Below are 16,845 nucleotides of genomic sequence, written 5' to 3' on the forward strand. Positions count from 1 at the left end.
GACTGGTTGGTCATTAAATTTTGTTCATCAAATTGCGAGTATTCCGCATCGTTTGATAACTAATTAAAATAAATAGTGATGAGGTTATAAACGAACCGTGCCTTAGCTAAGGCACGGTTAAGCGGAAGGAAAGCCTGCAGGACGTGTTACTTTACCGAGGCGACTTCATCCTCGGTCGCTGTGATTTCCACACCAAAGCTACCATTTGCCTGATGGGCCCAAAGGTTGGCGTAGGCACCTTTCCTGGCCAGGAGCTCATGGTGGCTGCCGTCTTCGATAATTCGCCCCTTATCCATCACCAGGATTCGATCCAAGTGGGCAATGGTGGATAGACGATGTGCAACGACCAGAACGGTCTTATTGCCCATGATTTCATCAAGGCTGTTTTGAATAAGGCGCTCCGTCTCCGAATCAAGACTGGATGTCGCTTCATCCATAATGAGAATCGGAGCGTTTTTTATCAATACCCGGGCAATGGCGATACGTTGCCGTTGGCCGCCGGAGAGTTTAACGCCACGCTCACCTACCAATGCTTCATAACCCTGCTCCATGTGTTTAATGAAATCATGGGCATGTGCACGGCGTGCCGCTATTTCAATATCATCCTGCTTGGCTTTTTCTTTTCCATATCCGATGTTTTCACTCAACGTGCGATGAAATAAACCAGGCTCCTGGGGAATGAGACCTACTTGTCGGTAAAGCGACTCATATGTCATGTCGCGTATTTCAATGCCGTCAATTCGAATATTGCCCTCTTGCGGTTCATATAGGCGAAGTAACAAATTTAATAATGTGGACTTTCCTGAGCCGGAATACCCTACTATCCCCACGCGTTGTCCGGCCGGTATTTTGAGTGAGAAGTTTTGGAGTATGGGGCGGGTGGCCGAATATCCAAACGTCACATTTTCAAGCTCAATATCGCCGCGTTCGATTTTTATGTCCTGTGCCGTTTCTCGGTCCGGGTATTCATGGGGTTTTATTAAGGTATCGACACTGTTCTGAATATTGCCGCTCGACTCAAAAAAGTGCAGGAACTGATAACTCAGGTATTTGGCGTTGGCCACGATCAATAAGCCAAGGCTGGCGACCATGACGAACTGAGCGACATCGATTCGCTTTATGTGCCAAAGATACAAGGCCAGAGTGATCAGGCCCAGCCGCAGCACCAGAGCCATGGCATCCTGAAACCAGCGTACCCGTTCCATGAAGAAGAACGAGCGACGGGCCGCCTGCTTTTCCCGGGACAGATAACGGTCCAGGTACTGCCGCTCATACTGGTTTCTGGCAAAAAGCCGAACGCTGCTCAGGTTGGTGACTGCATCGACTACTTTGCCGGAGGTGGTGCTGCGTGCTTCCGCATGGGCATGGGCAAACACTTGGGCACGTCTGGCCATCTGATAGGACGCCGTGACATAAATGAGCATCCAGGCCAAAAGGCTCAGGCTCAACCAGACGGACGCCGTAGCCAGCAACAACAGCGAGCCGATAAGTGTCACCGCAATCGGCATAAGCTCCACCACGGCCATATAGTTGATTTCGAGCAGTCCCACGCTGGCTTCACTGATGCGCTGGGACAGACTGCCAGCAAACCGTTCGCTGAAATAGCGGTGGGAGTGCTGTTGCAGATAGGCGAAAAGATCGCCGGTGACCCGGCGTTTCTGCATCGGCCGCACAATGATCATGCAGATACTCATGGTGCGTGAGAACAGCATTTCACCTAATGCCAATCCGGCCAGCAGCAGAAGGTAGGGCAGGCAGGCCTCCAGTACATCGGTGCTGCTCCAAAGTCCCTGGCTGACAGCGCCGGTGATTTCACCGATGGCATAGGGAATCAGTGTGGTACAGGCCGCTGCACAGAGTTGCAGCAGAACGATGGCTATATTCCAGCCAGGATACAGCCGGTTGTAATGCCAGATAAACGCCCGCGGCGTGCCGGGTGGAATCGTCAGGGGTTCAGCGGGATCGTCAGACATCGGATAGTCCTGGCTACGTCGAAAGATCAGCAACAATCACAGCGAAAACGGCCCGGTTACCTGTTATGGGAGGAGGCGACCGGGCAAGGCGGGGACAAGCTAGAGCGTGAGCGTGAATCGGCTGATCAAAACGCCGGGCAACAGGGTTGAGTCGGTATGTCGCTGACCGTAGGTGCTGTCGCTGACGCACAGGTCGCGCCGTTGGGTCACGGCTTCCAGGCTGGAGCCCAGGAAATTGAAGACGCTGTCATCAAAGCGCATCGTACTGACTGGCGCGACGATCTCTCCATTTTCTACCCAGAAACAGGCAAAGCGCGTCATGCCGGTCAGACGAGCCACGGTGATATCCGAATAATTCAGGTACCAGAGATTGCCGATATACAGCCCGGTATCCAGGGTTTTCAGAATGGCGTCATCAGCCAAATCCCCAGCTTTCATCACCAGCGATTGTGAGCTTTCGCCATTGCCGGCGCCGTTCTGCGTCAGACCGTACTCACGTGCACTGCGCGGGCTGACGAGCTGGCCAACCATCCTGCCAGCCTCGACGAGCGGCTGGTCCTGCCGTTGGAACCCGGCCGGGGTGAACGCAGGAGCCAGTGAGCCAGATGCCTGCTCCGTCCAGCTTACCAATGGGCTGAGCAGCATGTGTTCACTGTGCAGTTTTTGCAGTGCACTCCGCTTGGCTGCCAGTTGCCGAGCAGAAAAACTGCCCCAATTTAGCAGGCCTACCACCTCGTTCAAGGCCGCTGGAGCAAGGTATGCACGGTACTCACCGGGCGAAAGCTGCCGGATTGGCTTGTTGAAGTGCGCAAGCTGACGCTGGGCGCTGTCCATCTGTGCGGCTACCTGTTCGCGATCCCAGGAAGTGCCGGCATACATGGATTTGACGGCATTGCCCTTCGGCTCGAAAAGGCTCCAGTCAAAGGTGCAGCTGCTGGCTTCGTGCCAACCCAGGCTACCCCATGAGCTGGCAAAGCCGCGATAGACAGGGCCGCCGGCATAGAAGCCTACAAGGTCCTGAGCACCCGCCAGTGTGCTGACCTGCTCGGCGATTCCCCCTGCTGAGGCAAGATTACCCGACTGAATGTTTTCACTGCGCCAGGGGCTGGTATCCATCAGCAGGTAGGGATCTGCCGGCAGGGCCGCCACGAGTTTGCGCAATGAAACCAGCGCATCCTGCAGGGCGCTGCGGTCGGCCGCGGGGTTACCTGATAGCGTCACTTTGAAGCTGGCATGGCGCTCACCCTGGATCAGCTTGAGCGTTGCCTCCGCCTGTTGAACATGGCCGGCCTGTCGGACCTTGGCATGATTGAAGCGGACAAAATCGGATGCTTCAGCGCTGTACCAGAGCGTGAAGTGTTCTTCAGCTGATACGGCGGTACGCAACCAGTCCACCAGTGCTGCGAAGACATCGGCCGGCTTTTCGGTGGAGGCGAGTGGGGTTGTGGTCATCAGACTTCTCCTCCGAATACATCGACGTGGCTGAACACACAGGCGGGACTCGCATGGCCGACCCGAATAGCCTGGTTGGGCTCACCCTTGCCACAATGAGCGGTACCCATGACTTCTCGGGTCGAGGCATCGCCTACGGCAGATAGGCTGCGCCAGAACTGAGCGGAAACGCCGCGGTAGTTGGGATTCTTCACAACATGGGTAAGCTGCCCATTCTCGATCATCTGTCCCCATTCGCAACCAAACTGGAATTTGTTACGTGCGTCGTCGATGGACCAGGAGCGGTTGCTGGCCATGAGCACACCCCGCTCGATCCCGGCGATCAGCTGCGCAAGGGACTGGTCGCCATTTTCAACGTTCAGGTTGGCCATCCGGTCGATGGGAGGACGGTTCCAGCTGCAGGCCCGGCTGTTTGCGACGCCTGCCATGCCACTGCGTCGCTGTGAAAGTGCACCCCCCAAGGGTCGCTTGAGAATACCGTCTTCAATCAACAACGCCTTACGCGCCGGGCTGCCGTCATCGTCATGGCTGTAGCTGGCAATCTCCTCGGGAATATCGGGATCGAAGCTTACGTTGAGCAGCTCGGAGCCGTACCGGTAACTTCCGAACATGTCAGGTGTGACAAAGCTCGTTCCCGCATAGTTACGCTCATCGCCCAGGATGCGATCCAGCTCCAGCGGATGACCGATGGACTCATGAATCTGGAGGATCATCTGATCGGGCATCAGCAGCAGATCAAGCGTCTCACTGGGCGTGTTCGGCGCGAGCAGCAATTGCAGCGCCTCATCGGCCAGGCGCGGTGCGCAGCCGATCAACCCGATGCGCTCCACCGCTTCCCGACCACCTTGCTGACCCAAGCGGCCAAAGCCGAGGGTACGGGTCTGTGTATCGGTGCCGTCATAGGCGGTAACGTGCATGTCGGGGAAGAGAAACCGCTGGGCCTGCCGTACGCAGGCGCCGTGGTTGTTCAGGTAGATCTGCTCGGTCTCGACAATGTTGAGCTGGGCGGACCAATCCACGAAGCGCTCGTTGCCCGGAACGGAAGCAGACTCCGCCGCCAGGATGTCGAGCCATTCGCGGGTATCGGGAAAGGCCTTGTCCAGGTTGGGCGAAAGGTAATCCGCCCTGGCCGTGGCTACCGGCATGTCGGTAAAGTCGATCAGGCTATGCCGGGCCAGTGCCTGGGCATACTGCTCGGCCTGCTCGAGGGCTTTCTGAAGGCCCGCTACGGTGAGGTCCGAGGTAGCTGCATAGGTCTCGATCCCATTCAGGCGAACATAGACCATTGCGCCTTCGTCCTTCTGGAAGAAGGGCGGATCGATGACATTTCGGGTGACGCTCAAGGCATGGGTAGTTTCGCTGACATAACGCAGGGACCAGGTGTCAGCGCGACTGTGAAGTAAGGCGAAGCGTTGTTGCAAAGACGCAGTCACATCGAACATAGCGAGGGTATTCCTCATATCCGAAGCGCCCGGGTACAGACCTTTTGAGTCTCTACCGTGCACTTATCTGGACTCGTTCAAGTCCGCCAAAACAGAAAAGGAACCGTGTTGGTGCCTGATCCGCTCCTTTTGTTGTTCTCATCCAAGAGAGCTGGGGTCTATGAAAAAGTTGTGCCAGGTTTAATCAAGGCAAAATGCCTGTATGCCTTGGTTTAGACGGGCTCGAGCTGTTTCAGCAATGCTGAGGGGAAAGAATAGACGGGTCGGGGAGGGAACGGTATGAAACTACCATGAAAGCACTGGACGCAGCGTGGACTGCGTCCAGCAGTGGGATCAGGGCTGTCCCACGTGGATGACGATCTTGCCTACTGTACGGCCGGACTCGCTTGCCTCATGGGCCTTGGCAATGTCCTTTAGCGCGAACTCGGCCGACACGACCGGACGCAGATGACCGCTGTCTGCCAGACGTGCTAGCTCCTGCAGGATCTCGGCATTGGGCTCGATGAAGATAAACGCACTGCGGACGTTGTGGGCCGTGGCCTTTTCTTCCGACGGCGGTGCAACGATGGAGACCAGAATACCCCCAGGCTTGAGCACGCTGAAGGAGGCTTCCTGCACCTCGCCACCCAGGGTATCGAAGACCAGATCGGCGTCTTTTACGATCTCCTGGAAGTTCTGGCTCTTGTAGTCGATGACCTGATCAGCACCCAGGGATTCGACGAGCTTGCGGTTCTTTTCGGAGCAGGTGGCAATCACCTGGGCGCCGCGCCATTTGGCCAGCTGTACAGCCAGTGTGCCGACGCCGCCTGAGGCCGCATGAATCAGTACCTTCTGACCCGGCTGAGTCTGGCCCACATGCACGATGGCTTCCCAGGCCGTGATACCGGCCAGGGGCAGGGAGGCGGAATCGGCATGGGACAGCGTCTTGGGTTTGCAGGCTACTTCGCTTTCGCGCACCGCGATGTATTCGGCGTAGGTGCCATTGCGCTTGATGTCCGGGCGGGAATAGACCGCATCGCCTTTCTTGACGCGAGTAACGCTCGCACCGACTTCTTCAACGATGCCGGAAACGTCCCAGCCCAGGGTCACAGGCAGGTCGTAGGGCAGCATGTCCTTCAGATAACCCTGGCGGATTTTCCAGTCGACGGGATTGACCGAGGAAGCCACCACACGAATCAATACATCGTCGGGGTTCAGGGTCGGCTTTTCCACGTCGGTATAGGTAAGGACACTGGCATCGCCATAGGAGTGAATCTGAACAGCTTTCATCGAATTCTCCATGAAGTAGGGAGAGCGGCCGCCGTGGCCGTCTGATAGGTGATGTTGTTAGGTTCTTTTCAATGCAAGAGTTGCATTGACCTGCTTCAGGTGCGAAGTAGTTAGCGTCTCGCTTGTCATAAAACACGTTGAATCAAGGCGTTTTCCCGTTTTCGAGCCATGCCGGTCGTCTGGCCAGACAAATTTCAGGCGACTCCTGCGGGTCTAGTGCTTACCGCATGATGACTGTCTGCTAGAGGTTTCATGAAACGTACGTCTGGTAAAACGCTTCCTGTGCTGCTTATTGTAGTCGCCGTGCTTGTCCTGGCGCGACTGGCAGCACCTTATGGTATCCACCGCTACGTAGAGCAGACGCTCAACGAAATACCGGGGTATCGAGCCACCATCGAAGACGTGGACGTCAACCTGTTGAAAGGCGGCTACACGCTCAAGAACGTTCGGATCGAAAAGTCCAACGGTGCAGTGCCGGAGCCGTTCTTCGAGGCTGAGCGCATCGATAACTGGACCCAATGGGGAAAGTTTGTCGATGCAAAACCTGTGGGACTGATGCACATGTATCGCCCGGTGCTGACCTTTGTACTGGCAGACAGCGAAAGTCATAGTCAGACTGGAATCGATTCGAGCTGGTTGCAACAGGTCGATGCCTTGTCGCCGCTACCGCCTAACCAGTCGGAAATCCATGATGGAATAATTCAATTGATCGATAAGCGTCCAGAACGGCCCGTGACGCTTTACATCAGTAACATAGAGTCGGTTACTCGTAATCTGGCCAATGCAGACAATGTCGATGATCCGCTCTGGGCAGAGTCAGAAATGACGGGTAATCCCATGGGGGCCGGCAGCATGACGACCCGCCTGCGGCTGGATGGTCTGTCGCCCAACCCGACGTTTGAGATGGACAGCGCAATCGATGATTTGCCGCTCAGCCGGCTGAATGATTTTTTTCGGGCTTATGCCAATATCGATGTCGAGCAGGGCACGCTGTCTTCGCGAACACACGTCTCGGCGCAACAGGGTAACTTCACGGCCTATACGAAGCCCCGGTACGAAAACCTCAAAATGGTTTCGCTGGAAAAGGACGTAAAGGAAAAAGGCGTCTTGGGCACTCTGAAGGAAGGCATCGCCAGTGTGGCGGCCAAACTGACTGATCAGAATGACCCACAGGATCCAGACGACGGGGTCACGTTGCGGTTGGCAGGCGTCATTAATGCGAATGAGCTTCGGCTCGATCCCAAGGCATCCTTCCGGCAGCAGTTTATCGACTCGGTGGTACCAGGGGCTCATTAGCCGGGCGGCAAGGCGAAGGGTGCTTTCGCCTTGCCTGCCAGTCACTGATCAATGCCCGCCAGGCCCTGCCGGATATCGTCGGTATTGGCGGGACGCACCAGACGAGAGACTTCCTGGCCGTTTCGAAAGAAGATCAGCGTAGGCCAGAGCTTGACCTTGAAGGAGCGGCCTAGTCGCCGGCCGCTGCCATCCTCGATCTTGAGATGACGAATAGCTGGGTGATCCTGGAAGGCTTGCTCGATCAAAGGTTGTGCGGCCCGACAGAAGCCGCACCAGGGCGCGCCGAACTCGATGAGCGTGGCACCTTCGAGCGCATCGACCTCATTGCGGCTGGGCTCCTGCGCAGCATAGGTAGTGTTCATGGCCATAAGGGGACTCCTGAAGCGTCAAGGGATACCTTACAGCAGACCACCGATCGCCAGGGAATATCTCGAAAGCCGTTGCCATGTCCTACAGCGATATAGCAAAAGGCTTACACAGCATTACCACAGTTGGCGCTATGACGCTGCCGGGCCTGTGCGTAATCTACACACATCGGACAGCAGCGCAGGACGCGCTCATACGAAGGTCAAGGATGATGACCGAGCCAGGATGGCAAACTCGATAAGGACATTGAGTCCGGTCAGAAAACCCCGCTTAGGCGGGGTTTTTGTTTGCCTGCTAAAAAGTACCGCGCATGAAAAAGCCCGCCGAAGCGGGCTTTCCAGTATTACCGCGTTACAGCTTGAAGCGTGCCACCATGGTGTTGAATGAGGTCGCCAAGCGGGACAGTTCCTGGCTTGAGGCGCTGGTCTGGTTAGCCCCTGCGGCAGTCTGGGCCGACAGGTCCTGGATGTTGACCAGATTACGGTCGACCTCCCGGGCGACCTGGGCCTGCTCTTCGGACGCACTGGCAATTACCAGGTTGCGCTCGTTGATCTGCGATACACCTTCGGTGATCCGGGTCAGCGCATCGCCGGCAGCAATCGCCAGGCTTTGGGTGTTAGTGGCCAGCGACTGGCTCTTCACCATGGCTTCTACTGCCTGATCCGCCCCGGCGCGTACCGTACTGATCATGCTTTCAATCTCTCCGGTGGAGGCCTGTGTGCGATGGGCCAGCGCACGCACTTCATCGGCTACCACGGCGAAACCACGACCCTGCTCACCGGCACGGGCCGCCTCGATCGCGGCGTTCAGTGCCAATAGGTTGGTCTGCTCGGCGATGGCACGGATCACGTCCAGCACCTTAGCGATATCGCGCACCTGACCAGCCAATGTGCCAACTTTGTCAGTGGAGGCGGTGATTTCCGATGTCATGACATTGATGGCCGTTACGGCTTCCTGCACCTGATGGCGGCCGGTCATGGCGTCCTGGCTGGTGGCCTGGGAAACTTCGGACGTCGAAACGGCGTTACGTGCCACTTCTTCCACCGCGGCGGTCATCTCGTTGACTGCCGTGGCGGCCTGCTGGATCTCGTCATTCTGGCGAGTCAGTCCTTGGGTGCTTTCCTCGGTTACTGCACTGAGCTCTTCGGCTGCCGATGCCAGCTGATGGGAGGCATGGGCAATTTCCTGCAGGGTGTCCTTGAGGCTGCCCTGCATGTTGGACAGTGCCACCAGTAGCTGACCGGTCTCATCCTGGGTATGAGCCTGAATATGCTGGGTCAGATCTCCTTGGGCAATGCGCTTGGCGCTATCCACCGCCGAGTGCAGCGGGCGAGTAATCATGCGAGTGATCAGAAGACCCAGACCAATGGCCAGGAAGAAGGCGATGATAATGCCCGTGAGCAGCGTCAGGTTGGCGCTTTTCTGCGTATGCATAGCATCGGCGGCACTTTCTTCGCTCTGCTTGATGTTGATGGCCAGAATGTTCTTCAGCTCGCCAACAGCCTTGCGATAAGCCGGATAGGTCTCGCTGTTGGTTATCTTCACAGCGGTCTCAAGCTCCCCCCGACTCAGTGCCGAGATGACTTTGTCCACGCTGGCAGTATAGGCGGGCCAATCGTCGGCAAATTTGTCGCCTTCGGCCTTTTCCTCGCCATCCAGAGGGGTCGCTCGATAATCCACGAATGCTTTATCAACCGTCCCGCCGTTTTCTTTCAGCGAGTCCAGGGCTATTTGAACTTCGGCGGGCTCCGCATTCGTGGCCTTGAGTGCCAGCACTTTGTAGAGATCGCGGTTATGGGCAATGACGTTTCGGAAGAGCGTATTGACCGCCAGTACCGAGGCCAGATCGTTGTGGATGGCGTTGTCCAGATCATCGGATAGCGAGTCGATGCTCTGTTTGCCCAACAGGCCGACCGCCAAGGTGATCAGTGCGCATAAAAGAAAGGCAATTAGCAACTTTGTTGCAAGTCTTGCATTGGCAAACCAGGCCATGATATGTCCCTGAAATAAAGATGAGCGAGGTCTGAACACCATCGCTCTAGCATGAGTAATCAAACGTTATGTCGTGGGCGTAGGGCATCGTTTAGCTGGGTTACGCCCATTACTCACCCTTCGTCATACATCGACTGGAAGGCAGGAAACTTGAGTGCAATGAGGAATAGTTGGCGAAATGCTGTTGAAAGGATGGCATTTATATCGCGCTGTTCTACAGTTCTTTAGTCAGACTATTTGCTTCGTCCTCTCTAGGGTGGGCGTTTGACGACTTCCTCTAACAATCACAATAAGGAATGCAGAATGGCTTTCGCGCGTCGCGAATTTCTTACTGTTTCACTCACCTCGGCCGCAGCGCTGGCGGCTGGCAGTGCGCTGGCAGCTACCAATCCCCCCTCCGGCGATCCGTTTGGCCTCACCCGTGACTGGAACGGGACACCGGCTACCGTCATGCCTGATCCTGCCTGGGAGATTCATGACAAGGCGTTCAGTGGGCGGTTGGGCAATGCGATGGTGGAGCGCCTCTGGAGTGGCGGTCGCTGGACGGAAGGCCCCGTATGGATGGCGGATTGGCGCTGTCTTCTCTTCAGTGACATTCCTACCGGGCGAATCCTGCGCTGGAATGAGGATGACGGTCGCGTCACGGTGTATAGCGCCCAGTCCAACAATGCCAATGGCCATACGCGTGACCGAGAAGGACGGCTGATCAGCTGTGAGCACGACAGTCGTCGGGTAACTCGCTTGGAGCATGACGGCACAATCACAGTACTGCTGGACGTGTTCCAGGGCAAAAAGCTCAACGCGCCGAACGATGTGGTCGTTGCGGCTGATGGCGCCGTCTGGTTTACCGATCCGGGCTATGGAATCCTGGGGGCATACGAAGGCCATAAGGCAGACTTTGAGCTGCCGACCAATGTCTATCGCATCGATCCACAAAGTGGCGAGGCCCAGGTGGCCGTAGGAGATTTCCAGCGTCCGAACGGTATCGCGTTCTCACCTGATGGCAAGCAGTTGTATGTCAGCGATACGGCTGGCGGCGGTGATCCGGGCAAGCCCTGCCACCTGCGGGCGTTTAACGTGGGCGAGGGCGGCAAGCTTGATGGGGGGCGTGTCCTGATCGATGCAAAGAACGGTGTAATCGATGGATTCCGCTGCGATAGTGATGGCAATCTCTGGTGCAGCTGGGCAGGGGACGCGGCTAACAACAGTGTTCGCGTCTTTTCGCCTGAAGGTCAGCCACTGGCTACCCTGCATCTGCCGGAAACAGTGTCCAATGTGGAATTTGGTGGGCCTAAGGGCAACCGCCTGTTCATTACTGGTGGGCAGTCACTCTATGCCACCTATGTGAATGCAACAGCTGCCCGTCGCAGCTGAGCGGCATGAGGTTGGCCAAGCGCAGAATGCCGTCGCGCCTGGCCAAAGAATGTTACAGGCCGAACGGGTAGGTCTCGTCTGCCGAACCTGCCGCTTCCGAGTCGCCCAACGGCGTAACGGCCTGGGTTTCCTCAATCCAGACGAAGGCATCGAACTGATCGGCCAGTACCGTTTCGAAGTAGTGGCTCATGCGCTCGGTTTCAGGTCGGTAGATGACGCCGATGGCGCGGTTGAGATTTAGCTCACCCAAGGCCTCACGCAGATCCTCTCGCCGGAAGTCCCGCCAATCAGTAAGAGACGCCGGTACACCCGCCTTCAGGAAGCGATGTTCCCAGCTGTCGTGACGGGAAGGACGAACCTGCTTGATATACATCTCGCCATCCCAGTCGTCTGCTGCCGCGACGGTTCCCCGGTCAGTGCCCATACCAATCAGGACGGCCTCCCGCTCGTAGGCGCTGCGGCACAGCTGACCAATATTGAATTCACCGCGCCAGCCCATGGCAGTCGCATCGGCATTACCCACATGGGAGTTGTGTGCCCAGACAATGGCCTTTGCCTCCGGGCCACGGTGCTCCAGAAGGGTTTGCAGGGTATCGAACATATGTCGATCACGTAGGTTCCAGGAGGCGACCGAACCGCGGTACATCGCCCGATAGTATTGCTCTGCCGCCCGGACCACTCGAGCGTTCTGCTTGGCGTTGAACAAGTCTTCTTCATCCTGCGCAAGCTCTTCAAGCCGGGTGGAGAGCAGGCTGTGCAGCTGGTTGACGACTGCGTCTTCGCAGGAGTCCTTTCCGGCGCGCTCTACCAGATGACCATAGATAGCCGGCTCGTCCTGCCAACGGGAAAGACAGCTATAGCGCTCCCGCGCCTGCTTCGCTAGTTCCGGGTCGGTTTTGCCCAGGTAATCCAGCACCTCGGCGATGGAGTTGCGCAGGCTGTAGACATCCAGACCCCGAAACTCTACCCGGTCCTCAGGGGCTCGTTGCTCGTTATAGCCGCGTAGCCATTGTGTAAAGGCTTCTACGTCCGTATTACGCCACATCCAGGTGGGGAAGCGCTTGAATCCCGTTGCCTTCCAGTCATCGTCTGTTCGCCCGCGCACGTAGCGATCTATGTAGCCGGCGTCCGGCCAGTCCGCCTCGACGGCCACGATCGAAAACCCATGGTGCTCGATCAGGTGGCGGGTGATGGCGGCGCGGGTCTGATAAAAATCGGATGTGCCGTGACTGGCTTCGCCGATCAACACCACCCGTGCATCGGCGTAGCGATCGAAGAGAGGGCCAAAATCAGGGCTTTCCAGGTCCGGAAGCGGTTCTGCATAGCGCCTGAGCATGTCGATCGTGTGTTGACCCGAGGTGGATGATCGACGCAGGAAGCGTTGCAGTCGTTCTCTGGCCGGTGCGCTCATGGTTGTTACCTCGCGAATGCAGTGAGGCCCTTTATCCATGGGCGGTAGGGTGCGGTCATGCCTATATCAGAGACAGGGCTCGGCAGGGGGATGTTCCAGCCATGCGACCAACGCACTGGCGTCCAAACCAGTCATCGGCAGGGGCTCCGCTTCGTTGCGACATTGTTACAGACGCACGGTCAACCGAATTCATCCTGCAATCACGAGGAGGACCTCTATGTCATCCAATGTCGAGGTGTTGGACCGAACCATTCAGCAAACGAACCTGTGGCTTGACGATATCGCTACGCACCTGGGAGCTCCTGATCGACAGACGGCTTATCATGCCTTGCGCGCCGTACTGCTTTCGGTACGAGACCGTATCGGAATCGATAACGCGGCTCACCTGGCTGCCCAGTTGCCCCTCATGATTCGCGGCATTTTTTATGAGAACTTCCATCCGGCGGGCACACCCACTCAGGAAGAAACCCAGGACGCCTTCCTGAAAAAGATCAGCAGCCTTGTATCGCCCTCAATCGATCTGGATCCGCACAGGGCGGCCAAGTCGGTGCTACGTGTCCTGTATGAGCGTATAGACCCCAACGAAGTCGCCAAGGTCGCCAGCCTGTTCCCCATGCCGCTGCGTAGCCTTTGGCCGGAAGACACCGGTGTGCCCGGCACTCGGGAAGGGGAAGCGTAAGATGCACATCAACGTTGAAGAGCTGGACCAGTCCGTAAAGCAGGCCTTGCAGTGGATCGCGGACGTCGATGAGCGCATGGGAACTCGAAACCGGCGTCTTGCCATGACCTCTTTGCAATGCACGCTGCAAGCGGTCCGTCGGCAGCTCGATCCTGATCAGGTCGCGCGTCTGGCCAAGTGTCTACCCATTCCATTGAAGGGGGCCATGTTCGAGAACTGGCGCCCGGCAGCACCTAGTCCGGCTACAAGCCGTAGCGAGTTTTTGGGCCGCATTGAGGAAACCGTTTTTCGCAACCTCGACATTTCGGTCGAGCGCGGCGTCAAGGCGTCCCTTGAAGTGATGTGCAAGAGGATACCGGCTGAAGTTGTGGCCGAGTTTGCCGGACGCCTGCCATTCGACCTGCGCAGTTTATGGAGCAACGAGCCCTTGCCCTATCCAGGACACGGAGCGGTTTGAGTTTTTTTCAGGTAATTGACCCAATGCGGCTCAAGTTCTGTAAAACCGCGTCGATACAGTGATCAGGCAGGCAGCTTTCCACCCTCCTTCGCTGCCTGACTTCTTTTTCTGCCCCACCTGTTGGGGCTTTTTTTGCCCGTTAAAAGGCGCAGACCATTGCGCTCAGGACAACAGGCAGAACGCTGTACTAGTGGCTCGCGGCTCCTCTGCGGCCCGCCCACATCACGCACCACAGTGGGAGGGGAAGGGTAGTGATCAGCAGAACCCACAGCAGGGTGTATACCGAGTCGACGCCTTCGTTTTGCAGGTTGATGAACAGCTTGACTGGAATCCCCTGCGGGAAATAGCTAAATACCAGCACGATGCCAAACTCGCCTATCACCCTTACCCAAGTAATGGCCAGTGCAGCGGCCAGCCCGCGGGCTGCCTGGGGTAGGGTGAGCCGCAGAAAGATCTGCCAGGCACAGGCCCCCAGCGTTCTACCGGCTTCTTCGGTCTCGACCGGCACCTGCTCAAATGCCGAGCGAGCCGACAGTACAAAGTAGGGGAGTCCGCCGTAAATTTGTGCCAGGACAAAGGCGGCTGCGTTGTTATTGAGTTCAAGGCCAATGGCAGAGAGCACTTCCCCCAGCGAACCATAGGCTCCGTAGGCAGATACCAACAGGATACCCAGCGCCAGGGGCGGCGCCAGCAGCGGTACGAGAACAGCCACTTCCACTGCGCCTCGCCACACGGATCGAGTTCTGGCCAGCCATACGGCCAGAGGCAGGCCAAGCAGAATGATTAACGGCAATGAGATAGCGCTCATACCCAGTGACACGGCCACTGCCTGGCCATCGCCATAGGCAAGGTGAAAGCCTGACCAGGGCGTGACCAGTACCAATGTCATGAAAGGGATGATCAACAGAAGGACCGCCGGTATCCCCAACCAGAGCGCGTTCAACTCAGATCGACCCACCTTTCGGGCGGTCATAACCGTTTTTCTCGAACAGCGCCTGGCCTTCCGGACTCTTCATGAACGCAATGAATTGTTGAGCCTGTTCAGGATGAGGTGCGTTTTTTAACACGGCGGCATAGAACACCAGCGGCTGGGTATGGAGCGTCTTGCGCTTGCCTTGCGGGTCGGTAATCTCGAAGCTGGCCTGGTTGTACCAGTCTGCCTCCATGGCCGGATTGCTCAGATTGATCTCGTCCGGCAACTTGACATAGGGCAAACCGGCTGAGCGCGTAGCACTTTCATAGCCGGAGGCTGCGTCGACCTGACCGGCTTCCAGCCGCGTCAGCAGCCCACCTTCGGCAAATACCTGCTGCGGATTTCGCGTGTCGCCCAGTACCTTTTCAGCCAGATCAGGCTGATGGTAATACCGGCTGGCCAGCATCAGCGTGAAGATAATGTTTTGTCCCTGGGGGTCGGTTACCGGATCGGTGCGGCCAAAGCGCAGTGATGGTGTCTGCAGGACTTTCCACCAAGGAGTCGCCTGCGTCGGATTTTCACTGGCGGCGCGAAATGCCTCGGCATATTTTCCCTTCGGGTTGTAGGCGATCACCATGCTGGTACTGGCGACCGGTTCGGCGGTATCGACCAGCCCGGCCTTTTGCAGAACGGCAATCGGCCCAGGCGTGATGGATACAAAAACGTCCGCTACCACTTTCCTGGACGCCAGCAGATTGGCCATGCCATAGGCGCCCTGGCCTTGTCCCTGGTAATTGACCTGTTCACGTTGCGCGAAAGCCGGGCCAAGCGACTTGTCCATCACCACGCCCATCGACCCTGCATAGGTCACACGAAAATCATCAGCCGCATGGGCGGGGGAGGTCGAGAAGAGGAGCGACACAAGTGTAACGCCCAGCAGGCGAGACGGAATAAGAGCTTTCAGAGTGAGGTTCATCATGCATAATCGCTATATAGTTAGCTATATAACGATATGGATTTTCAACGCGCTGTCAATGAACGTGACGGCGCTAGCGCTGAACGTGCTTGAGGCCACCTGTTCGAAAGCGGTTGGAAGAGCACCTTTTTGCAGGCAATAAAAAACCCGCCGAAGCGGGTTTTGCTGACCATACTCGACATCCCTGGCAAGCTGCCATCCTGGCGTGGTCATTCATCCTTGATCTCCCTGAGCGCTTCCTGCGCTGCAGTCCGATGTGTGTAGATTACGCAGGAGAAGGCGCGGGCAATAGCGCTGACTACAGGCATGCGATGTAAGCCTTTTGCTATTGCGTGAGTAAGACGCCTGTAAGTCGACCGTTAGGGCTTCTTCTCGTCAGAGGCTCTGGCAGCGGGTGCCAGTTCCTGCTTGACGCCCTGCTCGCTGGCAGGGCTGGACACGGCGCCTTGCGCCTGCTCGTTGGTAGGCTGACTGCCAGTCTTGTTGTCTTCGGAAGTCTTTTCACAGGCGGCCAAGCCAAGTGCACTGGCCAGCAAGACGGCAGAGGCAAGAGTCTTGTGCATGATGTTGTCCTCGGATGGGTGCGTTATTTCGAGCCTGCACCCGGAGGCGAGTTCCTGAGCGATCCTCCGGCACTTTCGTCCATCTGCTTTAATGACGTAACGACGAATAGAGGGAATGCTGCATGAGAATCGCATGGATACTACTGTTGGTGACAGTGGCAGGATGCTCGAAAGTGTCTACCCCAACGGAGTCCGCAGATACCCCGGACTGGTTAAAGGCCAGGATCAAGTCGTTACAGGCGCTGCCTGAGGCCAATCCGCCCAGACGTATTTTCAGGACGACGTTTGAGGGAGAGACCGCTTATTACGTTTCTCCAGCCTGCTGTGACATACCCAGTGAACTCTACCGGGTTGACGGTACGTTATGGTGTTATCCCAGCGGTGGCATCGCCGGTGGTGATAGGCGCTGCCCTACGTTCAGTCTGGATCGCCAGCGCATGGAGCCTCTCTGGCAGGACGATCGCTCCTCCAAGGCCAGCCGCACGCCTGCCAGGAACTAGGGTGCCGTTGTACTCTTGAGCCTGAACATTGGCAAAAGTGATTGCCCGCGTACGGATCCTGGCGGCTACGGCCTTGAAATACCGTTTAGCTGATCTATTCCTCAGAAATATTCTAGACGGCTGTGTTTGTTTTGGCCTGTGGTAGACTAGCCAACTCTTTGTTTTTAAAGGAAATCAAGAGG

The 16,845-nt window shown here is 56.9% G+C and carries 15 protein-coding genes; 5 read left to right on the plus strand and 10 right to left on the minus strand.

Features of this window, described 5'->3' with window-relative positions; genetic code table 11:
- Nucleotides 1-146: 146 nt before the first annotated feature.
- The 4 genes from GM154_RS03950 to GM154_RS03965 form a co-directional block, all read right to left on the minus strand.
- Nucleotides 147-1,973 (minus strand): ABC transporter ATP-binding protein, encoded by a 1,827-nt coding sequence (locus GM154_RS03950; protein ID WP_150346618.1) that lies wholly within the window; start codon nt 1,971-1,973, stop codon nt 147-149.
- A gap of 99 nt (nt 1,974-2,072) precedes the next feature.
- A complete protein-coding gene (locus GM154_RS03955) occupies nt 2,073-3,425 on the minus strand; it encodes a TldD/PmbA family protein (protein WP_219651064.1) in 1,353 nt (450 codons plus the stop codon).
- Nucleotides 3,425-4,867 (minus strand): TldD/PmbA family protein, encoded by a 1,443-nt coding sequence (locus tag GM154_RS03960; protein WP_219651065.1) that lies wholly within the window; start codon nt 4,865-4,867, stop codon nt 3,425-3,427. The genes GM154_RS03955 and GM154_RS03960 overlap by 1 nt, the downstream gene beginning before the upstream one ends.
- 333 nt (nt 4,868-5,200) lie before the next feature.
- Complete coding sequence (locus tag GM154_RS03965; RefSeq protein ID WP_219651066.1) at nt 5,201-6,136, minus strand: NADP-dependent oxidoreductase; 936 nt, start codon at nt 6,134-6,136, stop codon at nt 5,201-5,203.
- 252 nt (nt 6,137-6,388) lie between these two features.
- On the opposite strand from GM154_RS03965, the gene GM154_RS03970 reads away from it, so the two are divergent.
- On the plus strand, nt 6,389-7,432 hold the full coding sequence (locus GM154_RS03970; RefSeq protein ID WP_219651067.1) for a DUF748 domain-containing protein: 1,044 nt from the start codon (nt 6,389-6,391) through the stop codon (nt 7,430-7,432).
- Nucleotides 7,433-7,473: 41 nt separating this feature from the next.
- On the opposite strand, the gene GM154_RS03975 is transcribed toward GM154_RS03970, so the two are convergent.
- Both GM154_RS03975 and GM154_RS03980 read right to left on the minus strand, forming a co-directional pair.
- Nucleotides 7,474-7,800, minus strand: coding sequence for a thioredoxin family protein (locus tag GM154_RS03975; protein WP_219651068.1), 327 nt, complete (start codon nt 7,798-7,800; stop codon nt 7,474-7,476).
- 349 nt (nt 7,801-8,149) lie between these two features.
- Entirely contained in the window at nt 8,150-9,790 is a 1,641-nt protein-coding gene (locus GM154_RS03980) for a methyl-accepting chemotaxis protein (protein WP_219651069.1), read from the minus strand.
- A 303-nt stretch (nt 9,791-10,093) separates the two neighbouring features.
- Here GM154_RS03980 and GM154_RS03985 point away from each other — a divergent pair, with 303 nt between their 5' ends.
- Complete coding sequence (locus tag GM154_RS03985; RefSeq protein ID WP_219651070.1) at nt 10,094-11,164, plus strand: SMP-30/gluconolactonase/LRE family protein; 1,071 nt, start codon at nt 10,094-10,096, stop codon at nt 11,162-11,164.
- 52 nt (nt 11,165-11,216) lie between these two features.
- On the opposite strand, the gene GM154_RS03990 is transcribed toward GM154_RS03985, so the two are convergent.
- On the minus strand, nt 11,217-12,575 hold the full coding sequence (locus tag GM154_RS03990) for an erythromycin esterase family protein (protein WP_219651071.1): 1,359 nt from the start codon (nt 12,573-12,575) through the stop codon (nt 11,217-11,219).
- 217 nt (nt 12,576-12,792) lie between these two features.
- Here GM154_RS03990 and GM154_RS03995 point away from each other — a divergent pair, with 217 nt between their 5' ends.
- Both GM154_RS03995 and GM154_RS04000 read left to right on the plus strand, forming a co-directional pair.
- Nucleotides 12,793-13,254: a DUF2267 domain-containing protein gene (locus GM154_RS03995; RefSeq protein ID WP_074822112.1), complete on the plus strand. Its 462-nt coding sequence runs from the start codon at nt 12,793-12,795 to the stop codon at nt 13,252-13,254.
- Between the two features lies 1 nt (nt 13,255).
- Nucleotides 13,256-13,711 carry a DUF2267 domain-containing protein gene (locus GM154_RS04000; protein ID WP_010795753.1) on the plus strand — a complete coding sequence of 152 codons (456 nt, stop codon included), beginning with the start codon at nt 13,256-13,258 and terminating at the stop codon, nt 13,709-13,711.
- A 187-nt stretch (nt 13,712-13,898) separates the two neighbouring features.
- Here the strand turns inward: GM154_RS04000 and GM154_RS04005 are convergent, their stop codons facing one another.
- The 3 genes from GM154_RS04005 to GM154_RS04015 all read right to left on the minus strand — a co-directional run bounded on the left by GM154_RS04005 (nt 13,899) and on the right by GM154_RS04015 (nt 16,163).
- Nucleotides 13,899-14,684 (minus strand): ABC transporter permease subunit, encoded by a 786-nt coding sequence (locus tag GM154_RS04005; RefSeq protein ID WP_219651072.1) that lies wholly within the window; start codon nt 14,682-14,684, stop codon nt 13,899-13,901.
- Entirely contained in the window at nt 14,656-15,603 is a 948-nt protein-coding gene (locus GM154_RS04010) for an extracellular solute-binding protein (protein WP_258019708.1), read from the minus strand. The genes GM154_RS04005 and GM154_RS04010 overlap by 29 nt, the downstream gene beginning before the upstream one ends.
- 356 nt (nt 15,604-15,959) lie before the next feature.
- Nucleotides 15,960-16,163, minus strand: a complete 204-nt coding sequence (locus GM154_RS04015; protein WP_010795748.1) for a hypothetical protein — start codon at nt 16,161-16,163, stop codon at nt 15,960-15,962.
- Nucleotides 16,164-16,285: 122 nt separating this feature from the next.
- Here GM154_RS04015 and GM154_RS04020 point away from each other — a divergent pair, with 122 nt between their 5' ends.
- On the plus strand, nt 16,286-16,663 hold the full coding sequence (locus tag GM154_RS04020; protein WP_219651073.1) for a DUF6970 domain-containing protein: 378 nt from the start codon (nt 16,286-16,288) through the stop codon (nt 16,661-16,663).
- The last annotated feature ends 182 nt before the right edge of the window (nt 16,664-16,845 follow it).

This window comes from Pseudomonas sp. MAG002Y (genome assembly GCF_019400845.1).
Lineage (GTDB): Bacteria > Pseudomonadota > Gammaproteobacteria > Pseudomonadales > Pseudomonadaceae > Chryseomonas > Chryseomonas luteola.